This is a genomic window from Cyanobium sp. NIVA-CYA 375, assembly GCF_056108345.1.
On sequence record NZ_JBSYHW010000007.1, the window covers coordinates 23,780 to 42,392 of the forward strand.

Sequence of the window (18,613 nt, forward strand, 5' to 3'; positions counted from 1 at the left end):
CCTCAAGCAAACACCGCCGTCCGCCCCCGGTAAACCATTACCTGGCGCTTGAGGTGCAGGCGCACGGCCCGGGCTAGGGCCAGGCGTTCGCAGTCGCGGCCGAGCCGGATCAGGTCATCGATCTCGTCGCGATGGCCCACGGGCACGGTGGACTGGGCAATGATCGGCCCCCCGTCCAGCTGCTCGGTCACGTAGTGACCGGTGGCACCGATCAGCTTCACGCCCCGCTCCCAGGCCCGGTGATAGGGCTGGGCGCCCTGGAAGGCAGGCAGGAAAGAGTGGTGGATGTTGATCACTCGATGGAAAGCATCCGGTGGATCAAAGCTCTCCAAAAATGCCGGTGTAAGTACTTGCATGTACTTGGCCAGGATCACCAGCTCGATGCCGTGCTCGGCCAGCAGCTCCAAGTGCCGGGCTTCAGCCTCCTCCCGGTTGGCGGCTGAGATGGGCACATGGGCAAAGCGGGCCCCAAATTCCTCAGCCATGGCGCCAAGGTCGGGATGGTTGGAAATCACCAGCGGCACCTGCATCGGCAACTCGCCCGTGCGCGTGCGCCACAACAGGTCCAGCAGGCAGTGGTCCTGCTTGCTCACGAAGATCGCCACCGGCGGACGCACATCTGAGAAGTTCACCTTGTATTGGCCGCCCAAACGCTCCGCCAGGGCGCTGGCCATGGGACAGATCGCCTGCCGCGGCAGCCCGAAACCCTCAAGCTGCCACTCGATCCGACTCAAAAACAAGCCGGCGCCTTGATCGCTGTGGTGGTCGGCGTGCACGATGTTGCCGCCGTTAGCCGCTACCCAGCCAGACAATTCCCGCACCAGTCCGGGTTGATCCGGGCAGATCATCTGCAGGATGGCGGTGGCTGTAGTCATGGCCTTGGTCAACGACGATTCAGACGTAGCACCTCGGCGGCATTTAGGGCCAGGTTGCGAGGGGCAACAGACAGGCCGGAAGAGCCAGCCCGCCCCGATAAACTCACCCCCACGAAAAGGTGTTGGTACCTGCTGATGGCTTCTGCGCGGATTCCTGCGGTTTTCACTGCTTCCGGCCAACCCGTTTTTAGCCAAACCACTTTTGGCCAGCAGCTACGCCGTTTACTGGTGCTCTGCCTTGCCACCGTGCTCTGCCTCGGCCTGAGCGCCTGTGACGGCAGCCAGGGCAAGAAGCCGCCGACCATCAGCCCAGAGGACATGGCCCTGATCGAGCGCCAAGCGGAGGGCTTCCTGGCAGCCCGCAACCGCCTGCCCGAGTTGGCCGCCCTCGTAAATGATCGCAACTGGGTATTCACCGCCAACTTGATCCACGGCCCCATGCAGGAAGTGGGCCGGGAAATGAGCTACATCAACCAAAGGCTGCTGCCCGCCGACCGCCCCGAGGCCGAGAAGCGCGCCACCGCCCTAAAAACCGCCCTTGCCCAGCTCGATGAAGCCTCCCGCCTTCAAGACGGCGACAAGCTGCGTAAGGGTTACATCAAGGTGGCGAGCGGTTTTGGTCTCTATGCCCAGGTGTTGCCCACCCAAGTGCAGGAAGACCTCAAGCAGATCTGATTAAGCAAACCCACCCCGTCGGATCAGCCGCTAGGCGCCTTTCGATCGCTGTAATCGGCGCCGGCTTGGTGGGCCGCGCCTGCGCCTGGCTACTGCTGCAGCGTGGCCACCGAGTTTTGCTGCTCGATCCAGGTCTGGACGGCCAGCGCGACCCCAGTTCAGGCAGCGAGGCGGCCCTGGGGGTGCTGATGGCCCAGGTGTTTCACCGCAACAGCGGCCGGGCCTGGCGGTTGCGCCAACGCAGCCTGGAGCTCTGGGGCCAATGGCGTCAACAGTTGCAGGCCCAGGGCTGGGCCCTGCCCTGGCGGCCCGGCTTGCTACTGCTGGCCAGCACGCCTGAGGAACTGGAGCGCCAGCGCCAGTTGGTGGCAAGCCGGCGGCAGCAGGGCTTTGCCCTGGAGCTCTGGGAGCAACCCCAGCTTGACGCCCTGACACCAGCCCTGCCGATCGGAGCCCTAGCCGGGCTCTACTCCCCGGCCGACGGGCAGCTGGATCCCGGCCCCGCCCTCGCAGCCCTGCTAGCCGATGGCCTGCGGCTGGGTCTGCAGACCTGCTGCGATCGGGTTGAGCGCCTCGAGCAACGCCCCGGTGGCTGGAGCGTTCACACTCGCTGCGGCGAAAATCTGGAGGTGGAAGGGGTGGTACTGAGCGCCGGGGTAGCCAGTAGCGCTCTGCTGGCAGACCTAGGCCACCAGATGCCCATGGAGCCGGTGTTAGGCCAGGCCCTGGAACTGGAGTTGCCACCCCCCACAAACTGGAGCAGCACCAGCCCCTGGCCTGGGGCAGTGGTGTGGCAGGGGCTCAACCTGGTGCCCCGTGCCAGCAGCAAGCTTTGGCTGGGAGCCACCCTGGAGCCTGGCGATCAAGCCGATCCCGCCGCTCTCGCCAACCTGCAACAGCTGGGTGGTACCGCGCCAGCCTGGCTACAACAGTCCACCGTGGTGCGCCAATGGCAGGGCCACCGGCCCCATCCGATCGGCCGCCCAGCGCCCCTGCTCGAGCAGCTGGAGCCGGGCCTAGTGCTGGCCAGCGGCCACTACCGCAATGGCGTGCTGCTGGCAGCGGCGACAGCGCAATGGGTGGCAGAGCAACTGGAGCAAGGCTGACAAACCAGCCAGCAAACACCTTCTTAATCAAGCCCTAACCTGCCGGGACGCCACACCTCACCAGCTACCTCCATGGCCGTCAGCCGCTTTCGCCCCAGCATCCTGTTGAGGAGCGCCCTCGGCTTGGCTGCCCTAATCAGCATGAGCAGCTGCAGCAACGGCCAGACCTTGCAAGCCGCCGGCGCCAGCTTCCCGGCGGGCCTCTACCAACGCTGGTTTGCAGACCTGGCAAGCAAGGACAAGATTCGGGTCAACTACCAGTCGGTGGGCTCCGATGCCGGCGTCCGCCAGTTCCAAGCCGGCACGGTGGATTTCGCCGCCAGCGACAAACCCCTAGACGGCCAAGATGCTGCAGCGATCAAACGCGGTGTAGTGCAAATACCCCTCACCGCTGGCGCCATCGCCGTGGCCTACAACCTGCCCGGCTGCAAGCTCAAGCTCAACCAGGAGCAGCTGGTGCAGATCTTCGAGGGCAAGATCAGGAACTTCCAGCAGCTGGGCTGCGCCGACCAGCCGATCCAGGTGGTGGTGCGCTCCGATGGCTCCGGCACCACCTACAACTTCACCAATTCCCTGGCCGCCTTCAGCCCCAGCTGGAAGAAAGGGCCCGGCGTTGGTAAGTCGGTGAAATGGCCCACGGGAGTGGGCGCCAAAGGTAATGAGGGCATCGCCGCCAGCCTGCTGCAAACCAAAGGCAGCATTGGCTACGTGGAGGCGGCCTATGTGCGGGGCATCCTCCAGGCCGCCGCCATCGCCAATCGCAGCGGCAGCTTCAACCTGCCCAATGCCGCAAACGCCAGCCAGGCCCTGGCCACGATCAACTTGGGAGACGATCTCACGGGTAGCGATCCCAATCCCAGCGCCGGCTATCCAATCGTCACCTTCACCTGGGTGCTGCTCTACAAAAATGGCAATGCAGCCAAGCTGCCCCTCCTGCAGCGCACCTTCAACTACGCCCTGAGCGAAGCAGCCCAACAGCAGGCTCCAGCTCTGGGCTACATCCCCTTGCCCGCTCCTGTTTTGGCCAAAGCGAAGGATGCCCTGGCCAGCGTTGGCCCCTGAGCCAGCAAGAAGCCCCCCTTGCGGGGGGCTGGCAATTACCTGTCAGCAGTTACTAACTCCTGATCACTTGCTCTCGGTGAACTCGGCATCGATCACGTCGTCGCTGGAGGCAGAGCTGGCCGCATCGGCACCGGCGCCATTGCCACCAGGGGCAGCACCGCCGGCCTCAGCACCTGCAGCCTGCTGATACACGGCGGCACCAGCGGCGTATAGAGCCTGCTGCAGAATTTCGAGCTCAGACTTCATAGTGTCGAAGTCTTCCTTAGCGATCGCCTCCTTGAGCTTGGCGGAGGAGGATTCCACCTTGGCCTTATCCTCAGCGCCCACCTTGTCGCCGAGCTCACCGAGCTGCTTCTCCGACTGATAGACGAGGGTTTCGGCCTGATTCTTCAGGTCGATCTTTTCACGCTTCTCCTTGTCGGTAGCAGCGTTGCTCTCGGCATCCTTGACCATCTTCTCCACCTCATTGTCGCTGAGGGTGGAGGCTCCGGTGATCGAGATGCTCTGCTCCTTGCCGCTGCCCTTGTCCTTAGCGGTGACGCTAAGGATGCCATTGGCATCGATATCGAAAGTGACCTCGATCTGAGGCACGCCGCGGGGGGAGGGAGGGATGCCGTCTAGGCGGAAGGTGCCGAGCGACTTGTTGTCGCTAGCCATCTCGCGCTCACCCTGGAGCACATGGATCTCCACATTGGTCTGGCCGTCCACCGCCGTGGAATACACCTCGGTTTTCTTGGTGGGGATGGTGGTGTTGCGGGTGATCATCTTGGTCATCACGCCGCCAAGGGTCTCAACGCCAAGGGACAAAGGGGTGACGTCCAGCAGCAGGATGTCCTTGACCTCACCGGCCAGCACGCCGCCCTGGATCGCGGCACCAACAGCCACAACTTCGTCAGGGTTGACGGTTTGGTTGGGGTCTTTGCCGGTGACGCGCTTGACCAGCTCAAGCACCGCCGGAATACGGGTGGAGCCGCCCACCATCACAATCTCGTCGAGTTCAGCGGAAGAGAGCTTGGCGTCCTTAAGCGCCTGCTCCACCGGCACGCGGCAACGGTCTATAAGTTTAGAGGCCAACTCTTCAAACTTTGCTCGGGTAAGGGTGAGGTCGAGGTGCTTGGGACCCTCTGGGGTGGCCGTAATGAACGGCAGGTTGATTTCGCTCTGGGTAGCGCTTGAGAGCTCAATTTTGGCCTTCTCGGCAGCTTCGGTGAGACGCTGCAGCGCCTGCTTGTCCTGGCGCAGATCAATGCCCTCATTGGCTTTGAAGCTGGCGGCCAGGTAATCAACGATCACCTTGTCGAAGTCATCACCACCCAGGTGGGTGTCACCGGAAGTGGAGAGCACTTCGAACACACCGTCGCCCACCTCGAGCACGGAGACGTCAAAGGTGCCGCCGCCCAGGTCGAAAACCAGGATGCGTTCATTGCTCTTGCGATCGAGGCCGTAGGCCAGAGCGGCCGCCGTGGGCTCGTTAATGATGCGAAGGACCTCAAGACCAGCGATCTTGCCGGCATCTTTAGTGGCCTGGCGCTGGGAGTCGTTGAAGTAGGCGGGAACGGTGATCACCGCTTGGGTCACCGTTTCACCGAGGTACTTGCCGGCGTCTTCGGCGAGCTTGCGCAGCACCTGGGCGCTCACCTCCTCGGGAGCAAACTGTTTATTGAGAACCGGGCACTTCACCTTCACATTGGCGCCGGCTTTTTCTACGCCATAGCTAACTTCCTTCGATTCATCGTTGACTTCATCAACGCGACGACCGATGAATCGCTTCACCGAATAAAAAGTATTCTCCGGGTTCATCACCGCCTGACGCTTGGCGATTTGGCCCACCAGCTGATCCTGGTTTTTGGTGTAAGCCACAACTGAAGGAGTGGTACGGAACCCCTCAGCGTTGGCGATCACGGTGGGCTTGCCGCCCTCCATGACGGCAACACAGCTGTTCGTGGTGCCTAAATCAATGCCAACGACCTTGCCCATGGGTAACTAATTCCTTACGGTGAGTGAATCTGTCTGGGAGCATCTTCAGCAGCTGGGGCCTTCCCAGGCGAGGGGTGGTTCCCGAACAGGTCCAGCCACCCAGCCCACCTACATGCCCCAGCCGATCTCCGGAAGCACTGCCCTAGCTGGGGTTCTCGGGGATCCGGTGCGCCACTCCCTCTCGCCGGCAATGCACAATGCCGCCCTAGCGGAGCTGGGGCTCAACTGGGTGTATCTGGCCCTGCCAGCCCCTGCCGACCAGCTGGCGGTGGTGCTGCAGGGCCTGGAGGCCGTCGACTGCCGCGGCCTCAACGTAACCCTGCCCCACAAGCAGGTCGTGGCCGGCCTCTGCCACAGCCTCTCGCCCCTGGCGCAACGGGTGGGTGCGGTGAACACTCTGGTGCGGCATCCGCAAGGGGGCTGGTTTGGCGAAAACACAGATGTGGAGGGCTTCCTGGCGCCCCTGCGTAGCTGTGAGCAAAACTGGCAGGGGCGGCGAGCGGTGATGTTGGGCTGTGGCGGCAGTGCCCGAGCCGTAGTGGCAGCCCTGGTGGAACTGGGCTGCAGTTCGATCGCCGTGGCGGGCCGAAGCACAAATCGCTTAGAGGACCTGTTGACCACCTGCCACAGCTGGGCGCCCCAACTGCGGGGGCTCGAATGGGCAGAAAGCAGCAGGGCACTGGCCGAGGCCCTGGCTCTGGCAGATCTGGTGGTGAACACAACACCCGTGGGCATGGCTACCGCGGGCAATCCGGATGCGGCCCGGCAGTGCCCGCTCAGCCCCGGCGAGCTGGAGGCCCTGCGACCCGCTGCCACGGTGTACGACTTGATCTACACGCCCAGGCCCACGGCCCTGCTGCTGGCGGCGGCCAGTCGGGGCTGCCGAAGCCTCGATGGCCTGGAAATGCTGGTGCAGCAAGGGGCGACCTCCCTGCGGCGCTGGAGCGGGCTTGAGCAAGTGCCCGTGACGGCAATGCGGGCGGCGGCCCTTGCCCAGCTGGGCTCCTAGCTTTAGGGCCCTATAACGTCACCGCCCATGCAGGATCCACCGATCTGGCAGCGACTGCTAGCGGCCTTGGCCTACCTGCTGCCGTGGAGCGACGCCTTCTCCTTCGGTCGGGGGCTGTTCGGCCTGTTCCCAGCACTGCAGTGGCTAGGGGTGCCGATCCTGCCGATCGCCCTGCTGGAGCAGGCGGTGCCCTTTGGCGGACTGGTGCTGTTCCTGGTGCTTTTCCTGGCGGTGGTGCGCAACAACAAGGTGCCCTACGTGATCCGCTTCAACGTGCTGCAGGCGATCCTGATCGACATCGTGGTGGTGCTGGTGACCCTGGCCTTCCAGGTGCTGCAGCTGGGCGCCCTGGACTTCGTCGGCAAAACCCTCAGCAACACCGTGTTCATCGGCGTTTTGGTGCTGGTGCTGTTCGCAATAGTGCAGAACCTGCGAGGCAAAGAGGCCGATATTCCCAGCCTCTCAGAGGCTGTTCGGATGCAGTTGTAAAGTGGTTGATCCGTCGCTGGTGGGCATCAGCCCATCGGCCGCTGCCCCAACTCCTGAGGCGACAACCCCGAAGCGACCATGACGCAGCCCTACTACGAGACCATGTACATCCTTCGTCCGGACATTCCGGAGGAAGAGGTTGAAACCCATGTCGCCAAGTACCGCGATTTGGTAACCGAATCCGGTGGTGAAGTGCTGGATTGCCAGATGCGTGGCAAGCGCCGCTTGGCCTATTCGATCGCCAAGCACCGCGAAGGTATCTACGTGCAGCTCAATCACAATGGTGACGGCCAGCAGGTTGGACCACTGGAGCGCGCCATGCGTCTTTCCGAGGATGTGATTCGCTACCTCACCGTCAAGCAAGACGGCCCGATGCCAGCTCCCCGCACCCTACCCGGAGCCGCCAGCGAAGCCGCTCCAATGGAACCAGCTGCTGTCTGACTCCCAGACTCCAAGTAGCTACGAAACGAATACGAGTGGGCTTGTGAAAAAACAAGCCCACTCGTATTCTTCTTTTATGGAGCGTGACTACATACCACCAATACCGAAGCGGCAGCCCTCTGTCACTTCCGTTTCGTGGCACCAGCAGCTCGAGCGCCAAAGCCAGCTAGAACAAGAACTCGCCAAAACTCGGGAAGAGCTTCAGGCCATGCAGGCCCTGCTCGAAGACCTACCCGGTTTGTTTGAGGACAAATTTCGGCAGCGATTGCAGCCATTACTCGAGCAGCAACAGAGACTGATCAACGACAACTCAATGTTGCGTCAGCACCTACTTGTGCCCCAGCATGAGCAAAGCCGGCCTCGCCGGCGCCAAGCCCTGCTCCATGCCTTCGGCTTTGGCAGCACCCAGGCTCCCTAACGCCGGCGCTGGTTGGCTGCCCAGAGGCGGGTGGGCAGACCCCACACGTAGATGAAGCCCTCAGCTGCCTTGTGGTCGAACTGATCTTCAGCGCCGTAGGTGGCCATATCGGGCACATAGAGGCTGTGGCTGGCACTGCTGCGGCCCACCACGGTGGCATTTCCCTTGTGCAACTTCAGCCGCACCGTGCCATTCACGGTTTGCTGGGTGCGGTCCATGAAGCCATCAAGCGCATCCTTGAGCGGGCCATACCAAAGGCCCTGATACACCAGATCCGCCCACTGCTGCTCGAGCTGGCGTTTGGTGCGCAGCACATCGGCCGCCAGGGTGAGGCTCTCCAGCTCCTGGTGGGCCTTGATCAACAGCAGTAGGCCAGGGGTTTCGTAGATCTCCCGGCTCTTGATGCCCACCACCCGGTTTTCGACCATGTCGAGGCGGCCGAAGCCGTGGCAGCCAGCCAGGGCATTGGCCTGGCGGATCAAGCTCACCGGATCGAGGCGCAGGCCGTCGATGCTCACCGGATTGCCCTGCTCAAAGCCGATCTCAACGATCTGGGCCTGATCCGGCGCCGCATCCACCGACACGGTCATGGCGTAGATCTCCTCGGGCGGCTCCACGTTGGGGTCTTCGAGGGGGCCAGCCTCGATCGAGCGGCCCAGCAGGTTGAGGTCGATTGAATAGGGCGATTTCTTGCTCACGGGCGAAGGAATGCCGCAACGCTCGCCGTAGGCGATGGTTTGCTCGCGGCTCATGCCCCACTCCCGCGCCGGGGTGAGCACCTTGAGGTCGGGGGCGAGGGCGCCAATCGCCACATCGAAGCGCACCTGGTCGTTGCCCTTACCGGTGCAGCCGTGGGCCACCGCATCAGCTCCCAGCTCTCGGGCAATCTCCACTAGTCGCCGCGCGATCAGGGGCCTGGCCAGGGCGGTGGAGAGGGGATAGCGGCCTTCATAGAGGGCGTTAGCACGGATAGCCGGGAAGGCGAATTCGGTGATGAAGGGCTCGATCAGGTCGCCCACGATCGACTGGCTGGCCCCTGAATCGAGCGCCTTCTGGCGAATCGGCTCAAGCTCGTCGCCCTGACCTAGGTCGGCTGCAAAGGTGATCACCTCCTCCACGCCCCACTCCTGCATCAAGTAGGGAATGCAGACGCTGGTGTCTACGCCGCCGGAATAGGCCAGCACCGCCTTCTTCGCCCGACCCATCAACGCCTCTCCATGCGTTCAGTTGCTCGATTCTCCCCTGTCGGGGTGTGGCACGGACCAGTGGGTCAGCAACCACAACCCCACTAGCAGGGGCGGCAGGCCCACCAGCAGCCACACCACCCCCTGCTGCAGGGGCAACGGCTGGGGCCAGCGCTCGCCCGCTGCGGCCAGCGCGGCACTAATGGCCAGGGCCAGGGCCCAGACCTTCAGCACTCCGGCTAGAGGGCTGGCCTTTTGGCTGCTGGTGGGCATGGGCGGGAGGGGTGCACTTGCTTTGCAGCTATGGTGACTGATTGGTCTGTATGGGCCTAGCCCCAGACCTAGCTACCGGTAGGCGCACGCATGAGCACACTCGCGACCAGTGACAGCAGTCGACTTGACACAATCAATCCCTCGCTGACCCGCTACCGGCGCAGCGATCCAGCTCCGGTGCTGCCCCTGCGCGATGAACCCGATCTGCTGAGCTGGCTGGAGAGCACTGGCCGCCTGGTAGCGGATGAAGAAACCGCCAGCACCGAAGTGAGCACGGTGGAAGAGGAGGAGCTTTCCGCCCTGATGGGCGAGAAGGAGGACTACAACAAGGACGACGAACAACAGGACGAAGACTGGGAAGACTGAGTTCCGCAGGGGAAACTGGGGCGGTCGCCGTCCCTTTCTCTTGGTTTTATCGACCCCGGCTGCCCTACTCAGCGGTCTGTTGCTACTTGCCTGTCTGGTTTGTGACTGGTTGAGCGGCGCACCCCAGCTCACCGTGCCGTTGCTAGTTGCCGGCCTAATCAGCGCTGCAGTCAGCGGTTGGGGGGTGGCGAGACTGCGCCAGCTCAAGCTCGGCCAGGTGATTCGCGCCGAGGGGCCCCAGGGCCACCTCAGCAAGGCCGGCACTCCCACCATGGGCGGCCTGCTGGTGGTGCCCGTGGGAGTGCTGGTGGGCGGCCTGCTGAGCCCAAGCGATCCCCGCCTGCTTGCTGTTGCCGCCGTAACCCTGGCCTACATGGCGATCGGTGCCATCGATGACTGGCGCAGCCTCACCCGCCGAACCAACACGGGCCTCACGCCCCGGGGCAAATTGCTGCTGCAGGCGGGCGCGGCCCTGTTGTTTCTGATCTGGGCCGCAGCAGGCCAGTGGCTGGGTGGGGCCTCCCCCGGCGACATCGCCCTGCCCCTGGGCTGGGTGCTGCCGATCGGTCTGCTGATCTGGCCGCTGGGGTTGTTTGTGTTTATGGCCGAAAGCAACGCCACCAACCTCACCGATGGCCTCGACGGCTTGGCCGCAGGCTGCGGCGCCGTGGTGTTCACCGGCATGGGGCTGCAGCTGATGCTGCGTGGCCACGAAGGCGATGCGGCTCTGGCTGGCTTCTGCGCCGCGATGGCCGGCTGCTGGCTGGGCTTTCTGGCCCACAACCGCCACCCGGCCCGGCTGTTTATGGGCGACACCGGCTCCCTGGCCATGGGCGCAGCCCTCAGCGCCGTCGCCTTGCTCTCCAACAGCCTCTGGCCCCTGCTGCTGATGGGCGGCGTCTTCCTGGCGGAATCGCTGTCGGTAATCCTGCAGGTGTGGGTGTTCAAAGCCACCAAAAACCCAGCCACGGGCCAGGGCCAGCGTCTGTTCAAGATGGCGCCGCTGCACCACCACTTCGAGCTTGGTGGGCTCAACGAACAGGTGGTAGTGATCCGCTTTTGGCTCGCCAGCCTGCTACTGGTGGGGTTGGGTTTAGTGCTGCTGCCCTAAGCCCTGCTCTCGCCTATCAACCATGGCTTACTTCACCTGGAAGGACACCGGCCTCAGCTCCGACTGCGCCAGCCTGGCCGCCATGGCTGCCCGCTTCGAGGAAGCCGCTGCCCTGATGCGCCGCATGGCCAGCGAAGGCTTTCAGCTGGAGCGCCACAGCGATGGCCAGCACATCACCCACCCAGATCCAAACGTATTTGAGGCCTACGGCTTCATCAACGAGGAATCGCCGGTACGGCAGCTGACGTTGCTGAGCTAATCAGTTTCGACGCACATAGCCCACCAGCCACACCACCACAAAAGCCAGGGAGGAAAGACCCAGGTAGATCAGGGCCCATTTCTGCAAAGTGGCGATGTCCCAGCCAAATAACAGGCCGTTAGCAGCGTCCCCAGCCGTACTGAAACCCAAGGGCAATCCCAACAGCCAAGCCATCAACACGCCCCGGTGTGCAAAAAGATCAGTTCCATCTTGCTGTCCTGCCCGCGATCCGGGCGACCACCATGACCTTTCCCACCCCTGCCACTCTTCCCGCCACCTTGATGCTGCTCGGCAGCGGTGAGCTGGGTAAGGAGGTTGCCATCGCAGCCCAGCGGCTCGGCTGCCGGGTAATCGCAGTGGATCGCTACGCCAACGCCCCGGCCATGCAGGTGGCTGATGTCGCTGAGGTGGTCGCCATGACCGACCCAGAAGCCCTCAAGGCGGTTGTGCGCCAGCACCGGCCCGATCTGGTGATTCCAGAGATAGAAGCTCTAGCGGTTGATGCCCTCGCGGAGCTAGAGGCGGAAGGCATCTGCGTTATTCCCACCGCTCGGGCCACGGCCGTGACCATGAATCGCGACCGCATCCGCGACCTGGCGGCCATTGAGCTGGGGCTGCGCACCGCCTGCTTTGCCTACGCCAGCAGCGCCAGGGAACTGGCAAGCGCCGCTGCCGGCCTGGGCTGGCCCGTGGTGGTCAAACCCGTAATGAGCTCCTCGGGTAAGGGCCAAAGCGTGGTGCGGGGTCCAGAAGAAATTGCCACCGCCTGGGAGACAGCGCTGGCGGGTGCCCGAGGTGCCGGCGAGCTGGTGATAGTGGAGGAATTCCTGCACTTCGAGCTCGAAATCACCCTGCTCACCGTCAAGCAATGGCAAGGTCCAACACTCTTCTGCCCGCCGATCGGCCACATCCAGGAGCGGGGCGACTACCAATGCAGCTGGCAGCCAGCCCAGATGCCAGCCGCCGCTCTGGCGGAAGCAGAAGCCATGGCCCGCAGCCTCACCGACAACCTGGGCGGCGCCGGCCTGTTTGGCGTTGAATTTTTCCTATGCAAGAAGCCCGGCAGCAGCTCCGATAAGCCAGGTGAGCTTAAGGTGGTGTTCTCCGAGCTCTCGCCGCGACCCCATGACACCGGCCTGGTGACGCTGGTGGGGCAGAACCTGAGCGAATTCGAACTGCACCTGCGGGCAGTGCTGGGCCTGCCGATCCCGTCGATCCACAGCCTGGGAGCCGCTGCCAGCCGGGTAATTCTGGCCAACAGCGAGGGAGCCGCGGTCTCCTATGACGGCGTAGCGCAGGCCCTGAGCGAAACCGATACCCAGGTGCTGCTTTTCGGCAAGCAACACGCCCGGCCCCAGCGGCGCATGGGCGTAGCCCTGGCCTGCGGCCGTAATGAGGAGGAAGCCCGCCGCAAGGCAGACAGGGCAGCTGCCTGCATCCAGGTGCGGGATTCCAGCTGAGCAAGCGGCGCTCACCCCCTGGTGCGGCAGGAATCCGGCCCTTAAGGTGCGATCAATAGGAGCCGATATGAGCCAGGCCCAGCCCCGCCCGCGTCGCAGCCGAAGCGAAAGCAGCCGCCGGGCTCTGGTCACCGACCTGCGCAACCGGCGCGAGCTGCGTCAAGCAGCGCAAGCCAACGACACCAAAGCCCAAGCAGCGCCAAAACCTCGACGACGCAAACCGCCAGTTCTGGCTTTCTTACTGGGTATCGGCCTGGGCTATGGACTTGCCGGGCCCCTGCCGCAAATGGCCTCAGGGGTTTGGGCAGCCATGCTGCGCGGACCAAGCCAGCTGACCAGCCTGATCAACCCATTTGGAAACGGCAACCGGCGTGTTGTTGTGATCGGCACCGACAAGGTGGGCGATAACACCGATGTGATGTTCACAGTTCAACTCAAGGACGGTGTCACCGAGCTCACCCAGGTGCCGCGCGACACCTTCGTGGAATCGGCCGAGTTTGGCGTAATCAAGGCTAATTCCCTCTATGCCTTCGGGGGAATTAGTACCCTAAAGCAAGAGCTCACCGGTCTTCTGAATGCACCGGTAGATCGCTATGTGCGGGTGAATATGCGCGCTGTGGAGCACTTAGCCGATGCCATTGATGGCGTGGAAATTGATGTGCCTAAACGGATGTATTACGTCGACAATGCCCAGAACCTTTACATCGATCTTTATCCAGGCCTGCAGGTGCTGAAAGGCGAGCAACTCGAGGGCTTCCTGCGCTTCCGCAATGACGAGATGGGCGATCTGGGTCGCATGGAGCGTCAAAAGCTGGTGCTGGCCCAGGTTTTTCGCAAACTTGCCAAACCCTCCACCCTGGCCCAGCTACCGGAATTGCTGAAGGTCGCCGGCGAAGACATCAAAACCGATCTTTCACCAGTGGAGATGGGCCAACTGATCTCAGCTATGGCTAGCACCAAACTGAGCACCCAGCAACTTCCGGGCCGCCTGTTCTGGCACAACGACCTCAGCTACTGGATGCCCAACGGTAATAGCCATTACGCCGGGGTTGGCGACGAACAGCCCGAGCCCTGAATTGGTGCTGCTTCAAGCAACTACAACCTCAGGAGGATGCTGCTCTAGCACCTGCTTGAGATACCTGCCCGTGTGACTGGTGGGATGCTCGGCAACCTCCTCCGGGGTGCCACACGCCACGATCTCTCCTCCCTTGTCTCCCCCTTCCGGGCCGAGATCCACGATCCAGTCGGCACAGCGGATCACATCGAGGTTGTGCTCAATCACCAGGATCGAGTTGCCCTTGTCCACCAGCCGTTGCATCACATCCATCAACTTATGGACATCAAAAAAGCTGAGGCCGGTGGTGGGTTCGTCGATCAAATAGAGCGTTTTTCCGGTGGCGCGCTTGGAAAGCTCGGTGGCCAATTTCACCCGCTGGGCTTCACCTCCTGACAGGGTGGGAGCTGGCTGGCCGAGCTTCACGTAGCCCAGGCCCACATCCACCAAGGTGCGCAATCGATCGGCAGCCTGGGGGATGGCTGAGAACACATCGGCGGCCTGCTCCACCGTCATCTCCAGCACATCAGCAATCGTGTGACCCTTGTAGGTCACCTGCAACGTTTCGCGGTTGTATCGAGCTCCCTTACAAACGTCGCACTGCACATATACATCCGGCAGGAAGTTCATCTCAATCACATTGACACCCTGGCCACTGCAGGCCTCACAGCGGCCACCCTTGACATTGAAACTGAACTGACCCACCTGATAGCCGCGGGCCTTGGCCTCCACCGTGGCTGCAAACACCTGGCGGATCGGGTCAAAAGCGCCCGTATAGGTGGCGGGGTTGGAGCGGGGCGTACGACCGATCGGTGATTGATCGATCACGATCACCTTGTCGATCGCCTTGATACCACGCAGCTCACCTAAACCAGGTGGAAATGGCACCTTCATGCCCAACTGGTGCTCCAGGGCCGGATGCAGCAGCTCATTTACCAGGGTGCTCTTGCCACTGCCACTTACCCCGGTGACACACACCAGCCGCCCCAGGGGAATCTCCACATCGAAGCCGGCAAGGTTGTTGCGCTCGCAGTCCACCATCGTGAGCCGGCGGCTTCCGGTGCTGCGCCGCTCCGCTGGGGTCGGTATCGAGAGGCGGCCACTTAGGTAGGCCCCAGTAAGGGAATCCTCTGCGGCAAGTAGATCCTCAAAACTGCCCTCAGCCACAATGTGGCCGCCGTGAACTCCAGCCCCCGGGCCGATATCCACCACGTAGTCGGCCGCACGAATCGTGTCTTCGTCGTGCTCCACCACGATCAAGGTGTTGCCTAGATCCCGCAATTTCAGCAGGGTATTAAGCAGCCGGTCGTTGTCACGCTGGTGCAAACCGATGCTGGGCTCATCCAGCACGTAGAGCACTCCGGTGAGACCGGCGCCGATCTGGGTCGCCAACCGAATCCGCTGGGCTTCACCACCGCTGAGGGTCATGGCGGGCCTATCCAAGCTCAGATAATCGAGCCCCACATCCAGCAGAAACTTCAAGCGCAACCTGATCTCCCGCAACACCAGATCACCGATCTGGATCTGGCGAGGACTGAGCAACGGATCAGCGCCCTCGCTCTCGCCCACCCCCATCAGAGACTCTATTCGGCGCAGGGTTTCGCCGACACTCACCGCCGTGAGCTCGTGGATGGCATAGGGGCCCACCCGCACAGCCAGCGCCTCCGGCCGTAAACGCAGGCCGTGACAGGTGGCGCAGGGCACCAGCTCGAGAAACTTCTCCAGCTTTTGGCGCACCGATTCACCATTGGCATCGCTCAGCTGGCGCTCCAGGATCGGCAAGATGCCTTCAAACGGCCGCTCGTAACCGGCGCTCTTGCGGTAGCGGCTGTCGGCCTGAATTGTGATCGGCTCCTGGCTGCCATGCAACAGCACCTCCTGCTGCTCGGCGCTGAGCTGATTCCAGGGCGTCTTGATCTCAAACTTATACGCCTCACCCACCGAATAGAGCAAGGAAAAGTAATAGGAGTTGTCCTTATCGGCCCAAGGTGCAATCGCCGCATAAACGGGCAAGGAGGGATCAGGCACCACCCGCTCGGGGGTGAACTTGCGCAGATGACCGATGCCGTGGCAATCGGCACAGGCCCCATAGGGGCTATTAAAGGAGAACAGCCGTGGCGATAGCTCCTCCATCACGGCGCCATGCACCGGGCAGGCGAAGTTTTCCGAATAGAGCCGCTCCCGCTCCACCCCCTCGGGCAGCTCCTCATCAGCCTTGGGCACCACCTCAACCAAGGCCAAGCCGTCACCCCGCTTAAGGGCAGTGCGCAACGAATCTGTGAGCCGCTCCTGCACCCCCTCGCGGGCCACAAGCCGGTCCACCACCACCTCAATGTTGTGGGCGTGGTTTTTATCCAGCTCAATGTTGTCGGCGAGTTCTCGCACTTCGCCATTGATGCGCACCCGCGCAAAGCCCTCAGCCACCAGACCACCCAGGAGCTTCACGTGGCTGCCCTTCTTGCCGCGCACCACCGGCGCCAGCAATTGGTAGCGGGTGCCCTCGGGCAAGGCCAGGATCTGATCCACCATCTCGTCGATGGTTTGGGGCCGGATCGAGCGGTCGCACTGGGGGCAGTGGGGTTCCCCAGCCCGGCCAAACAGCAGGCGCAAATAATCCTGGATCTCCGTCACCGTGCCAACGGTGGAGCGGGGATTGTGGCTGGTGGATTTCTGATCGATCGAGATCGCCGGGGAGAGCCCCTCAATCGCATCCACATCGGGCTTATCCACCTGGCCCAGAAACTGGCGCGCATAGGCCGAGAGGCTCTCGACGTAGCGGCGCTGGCCCTCGGCAAAGATCGTGTCAAAAGCCAGCGAGCTCTTACCGCTGCCACTCACACCGGTGAACACCACCAGGCGATTGCGCGGGATCGTCAGATCGACGTTTTTGAGGTTGTGCTGGCGGGCGCCCCGCACCCGGATCACATCCTCAAAAGAGCCGCCGCTGAGCACACGGCTCGGGTCAAGGGCCTTTTCGTGAACGGTCTGGGCGAGGGTTCTGCTGGCAGCTGAACCGTTGGTCGCAGGGCTAGAGGCTGCAGAGCTCTTGGCGCGGGGCATCCAGACGGCTCATGAACTAGCAAGTCTACGGATGCTCCCCCTTGCCATGGGCATAGACCAGTGCTGGAGCAGTTCTAATGACCGTGCTGATCGAGCAGGCTGGCTGCATAGCTGCGGGCCTCGCCGGAATCGCCTCCCGCCAGTTCAGCCAGCTCCGCCTGACGAGCCTGAGTGTCCAGCAGTTGGGACACCCGCGTATGGGTAACCCCCTCCAACACCTGCTTGGAGACGCGGAAGTGATGGTCTGCCGCCGCAGCCACCAAGGGTTGGTGGGTAACGCAAAACACCTGGCGCTGCTGGGCCAGCCGGGCCAGTAATTCGGCCATGGCGCCACTCACCCGGCCACTCACGCCGGTGTCGATCTCATCGAAAAGCAGGGTGACGTGCTGGTCTGCGGCGGCCAGACAGGTTTTCAGAGCCAGCAGAAAGCGCGACATCTCACCGCCTGAGGCCACCTCAGCCAGGGGAGCCAGCGGCACACCCGGGTTGGCTGAAAACTGGAACTGCACCGCATCGGCTCCCTCCTCCCCCGCTGGCGCTGGTGCAATCGCCACCGCGAAGCGCACATTGGCCAGTCCCATCGGCCGAAGCGCCTGCATCAGTTGCTGCTCCAGGGCAGCGGCGGCCTGGCGGCGGGCGGCGCTGAGCGAGGCATTGGCCTGATCGCGAAGCTGGCGGGCTTGCTGCTCCGCCAGCTCCAGGGCCTCCAGGGAAGCTTCGCCGCCACCGGATGCTAGCTGCTCCCGCAAGCGATCGCGCAGGGCGATCAAGCCGGCCAGCTCCTGGCCATGGCGACGCTCCAGGGCCTTGAGCTGGGCTATGCGCTCCTGCAACGCCGCCAAGCTTTCTGGGTCACTCTCGAGACCAGATCCATAGCGATCCAGATCGCGGGCCAGATCCTGCAAAGCCGCCAAACCATCACTGCAGCGGCTGCGCAGATCGCCGACGCTTGCATCTAATGCCTCCATCTGCAGCAGCTCCTGTTCGCAAACTGCCAAGTGGTCCAACACCGATGGCGCCTGCTCTGCACCCTCCACCAAGCGGCCCAGCAAACCCATAACCCCTTCCTGTAGCCGCACCCCATGGGCGAGGCGATTTTCCTCGTTCTGGAGCTGCTGACGCTCCTGGGGATCTTGCAGCTGGGCCGCCTCCAGGTCGGCCAGCAGTTGTTCTTGGGCAGTGCGCTGCTGCTGTAACTGGTCCCAGTGGCTGCGGGACTGCTCCAGAGCTGCCGCCGTCTGTTTCCAGTGGCGCCAGGCCGCGGCCACCGGCTCCAGCAAAGGCGAAAGGCTTTCGCAGCCAAAGCGGTCCAGCCAACGCCGCTGCTGACCGGGCCGCGCCAGCTGCTGGGTTTGGCCCTGCACGGTGAGATCGAGCAGCAAGGGGCGCAGCTCCTGGATCTGGGCCCGGCTCACCACCACGCCATTGAGACGATTGCGGCTGCTCAGGCGCTCCTCCGTGAGGCGCCACTCGCGCGACAGCAACAGTTCGTCATCCTCAACTTCCAGCTCCTGCTGCTGCAACCAGGCCAGCAGTGGAGGAGAGAGGCTGAAGCTGGCCTCGATTGTGCCGCGCTCAGCGCCGCGGCGCAGCAGCCGGGCGCCGGCGCTGCCCTGGGCACCACCTAAAAGGGCATCGAGGGCGTCAAGCAGGATCGACTTACCGGCACCCGTCTCACCGGTCAACACCGTGAAGCCCTCGCTGAAACTGAGCTCCAGCCGCTCAATCAGGGCAATGTTGCTGAGGCGCAGTCCCGTGAGCACGTCGGCCTCCGCTAACCGGACTGGGGTAACC

The 18,613-nt window shown here is 63.1% G+C and carries 19 protein-coding genes; 12 read left to right on the forward strand and 7 right to left on the reverse strand.

Annotated elements, in window-relative coordinates:
• Window positions 1-2 precede the first annotated feature (2 nt).
• Entirely contained in the window at window positions 3-875 is an 873-nt protein-coding gene (gene purU / locus AC01FP_RS03475; protein WP_474478232.1) for a formyltetrahydrofolate deformylase, read from the reverse strand.
• Between the two features lie 135 nt (window positions 876-1,010).
• Between purU and psbQ the strand changes: the two genes are divergently transcribed.
• The 3 genes from psbQ to pstS all read left to right on the forward strand — a co-directional run bounded on the left by psbQ (window position 1,011) and on the right by pstS (window position 3,718).
• Window positions 1,011-1,550, forward strand: a complete 540-nt coding sequence (gene psbQ / locus AC01FP_RS03480; RefSeq protein ID WP_474478233.1) for a photosystem II protein PsbQ — start codon at window positions 1,011-1,013, stop codon at window positions 1,548-1,550.
• Window positions 1,551-1,603: 53 nt separating this feature from the next.
• On the forward strand, window positions 1,604-2,656 hold the full coding sequence (locus AC01FP_RS03485) for an NAD(P)/FAD-dependent oxidoreductase (RefSeq protein WP_474478267.1): 1,053 nt from the start codon (window positions 1,604-1,606) through the stop codon (window positions 2,654-2,656).
• Window positions 2,657-2,728: 72 nt separating this feature from the next.
• On the forward strand, window positions 2,729-3,718 hold the full coding sequence (gene pstS / locus AC01FP_RS03490) for a phosphate ABC transporter substrate-binding protein PstS (RefSeq protein WP_474478234.1): 990 nt from the start codon (window positions 2,729-2,731) through the stop codon (window positions 3,716-3,718).
• 63 nt (window positions 3,719-3,781) lie between these two features.
• Here pstS and dnaK read toward each other — a convergent pair whose 3' ends face one another.
• The gene (gene dnaK, locus AC01FP_RS03495; protein WP_474478235.1) at window positions 3,782-5,695 is read right to left on the reverse strand and encodes a molecular chaperone DnaK; all 1,914 of its coding nucleotides are present in this window, start codon (window positions 5,693-5,695) and stop codon (window positions 3,782-3,784) included.
• 112 nt (window positions 5,696-5,807) lie between these two features.
• Between dnaK and AC01FP_RS03500 the strand changes: the two genes are divergently transcribed.
• From AC01FP_RS03500 to AC01FP_RS03515, 4 genes are all read left to right on the forward strand, one after another.
• The gene (locus AC01FP_RS03500) at window positions 5,808-6,704 is read left to right on the forward strand and encodes a shikimate dehydrogenase (protein ID WP_474478236.1); all 897 of its coding nucleotides are present in this window, start codon (window positions 5,808-5,810) and stop codon (window positions 6,702-6,704) included.
• Window positions 6,705-6,731: 27 nt separating this feature from the next.
• A complete protein-coding gene (locus AC01FP_RS03505; RefSeq protein WP_474478237.1) occupies window positions 6,732-7,193 on the forward strand; it encodes a Tic20 family protein in 462 nt (153 codons plus the stop codon).
• Between the two features lie 78 nt (window positions 7,194-7,271).
• Window positions 7,272-7,634 (forward strand): 30S ribosomal protein S6, encoded by a 363-nt coding sequence (gene rpsF, locus AC01FP_RS03510; protein WP_474478238.1) that lies wholly within the window; start codon window positions 7,272-7,274, stop codon window positions 7,632-7,634.
• 208 nt (window positions 7,635-7,842) lie between these two features.
• Window positions 7,843-8,052, forward strand: a complete 210-nt coding sequence (locus AC01FP_RS03515) for a hypothetical protein (RefSeq protein ID WP_474478239.1) — start codon at window positions 7,843-7,845, stop codon at window positions 8,050-8,052.
• Here the strand turns inward: AC01FP_RS03515 and AC01FP_RS03520 are convergent.
• Together AC01FP_RS03520 and AC01FP_RS03525 are read right to left on the reverse strand one after the other, a co-directional pair.
• Window positions 8,049-9,257 carry an argininosuccinate synthase gene (locus tag AC01FP_RS03520; protein ID WP_474478240.1) on the reverse strand — a complete coding sequence of 403 codons (1,209 nt, stop codon included), beginning with the start codon at window positions 9,255-9,257 and terminating at the stop codon, window positions 8,049-8,051. The genes AC01FP_RS03515 and AC01FP_RS03520 overlap by 4 nt on opposite strands.
• Before the next feature lie 18 nt (window positions 9,258-9,275).
• Window positions 9,276-9,509 carry a hypothetical protein gene (locus AC01FP_RS03525; protein WP_474478241.1) on the reverse strand — a complete coding sequence of 78 codons (234 nt, stop codon included), beginning with the start codon at window positions 9,507-9,509 and terminating at the stop codon, window positions 9,276-9,278.
• A 90-nt stretch (window positions 9,510-9,599) separates the two neighbouring features.
• On the opposite strand from AC01FP_RS03525, the gene AC01FP_RS03530 reads away from it, so the two are divergent.
• From AC01FP_RS03530 to AC01FP_RS03540, 3 genes are read left to right on the forward strand one after another with little or no spacing between them, the layout of a single operon-like run.
• On the forward strand, window positions 9,600-9,875 hold the full coding sequence (locus AC01FP_RS03530; protein WP_322764477.1) for a DUF3134 family protein: 276 nt from the start codon (window positions 9,600-9,602) through the stop codon (window positions 9,873-9,875).
• A gap of 40 nt (window positions 9,876-9,915) precedes the next feature.
• The gene (gene mraY / locus AC01FP_RS03535) at window positions 9,916-10,986 is read left to right on the forward strand and encodes a phospho-N-acetylmuramoyl-pentapeptide-transferase (RefSeq protein WP_474478242.1); all 1,071 of its coding nucleotides are present in this window, start codon (window positions 9,916-9,918) and stop codon (window positions 10,984-10,986) included.
• Window positions 10,987-11,008: 22 nt separating this feature from the next.
• The gene (locus AC01FP_RS03540; RefSeq protein ID WP_474478243.1) at window positions 11,009-11,245 is read left to right on the forward strand and encodes a hypothetical protein; all 237 of its coding nucleotides are present in this window, start codon (window positions 11,009-11,011) and stop codon (window positions 11,243-11,245) included.
• On the opposite strand, the gene AC01FP_RS03545 is transcribed toward AC01FP_RS03540, so the two are convergent.
• Window positions 11,246-11,419 (reverse strand): cytochrome B6, encoded by a 174-nt coding sequence (locus tag AC01FP_RS03545; protein WP_474478244.1) that lies wholly within the window; start codon window positions 11,417-11,419, stop codon window positions 11,246-11,248.
• 68 nt (window positions 11,420-11,487) lie between these two features.
• On the opposite strand from AC01FP_RS03545, the gene purT reads away from it, so the two are divergent.
• Together purT and AC01FP_RS03555 are read left to right on the forward strand one after the other, a co-directional pair.
• On the forward strand, window positions 11,488-12,705 hold the full coding sequence (gene purT / locus AC01FP_RS03550; protein WP_474478245.1) for a formate-dependent phosphoribosylglycinamide formyltransferase: 1,218 nt from the start codon (window positions 11,488-11,490) through the stop codon (window positions 12,703-12,705).
• A gap of 67 nt (window positions 12,706-12,772) precedes the next feature.
• The gene (locus AC01FP_RS03555) at window positions 12,773-13,780 is read left to right on the forward strand and encodes an LCP family protein (protein ID WP_474478246.1); all 1,008 of its coding nucleotides are present in this window, start codon (window positions 12,773-12,775) and stop codon (window positions 13,778-13,780) included.
• A gap of 12 nt (window positions 13,781-13,792) precedes the next feature.
• Here the strand turns inward: AC01FP_RS03555 and uvrA are convergent, their stop codons facing one another.
• On the reverse strand, window positions 13,793-16,819 hold the full coding sequence (gene uvrA, locus AC01FP_RS03560; protein ID WP_474478247.1) for an excinuclease ABC subunit UvrA: 3,027 nt from the start codon (window positions 16,817-16,819) through the stop codon (window positions 13,793-13,795).
• A 74-nt stretch (window positions 16,820-16,893) separates the two neighbouring features.
• Entirely contained in the window at window positions 16,894-18,582 is a 1,689-nt protein-coding gene (gene recN / locus AC01FP_RS03565; RefSeq protein WP_474478248.1) for a DNA repair protein RecN, read from the reverse strand.
• Window positions 18,583-18,613: the final 31 nt, after the last annotated feature.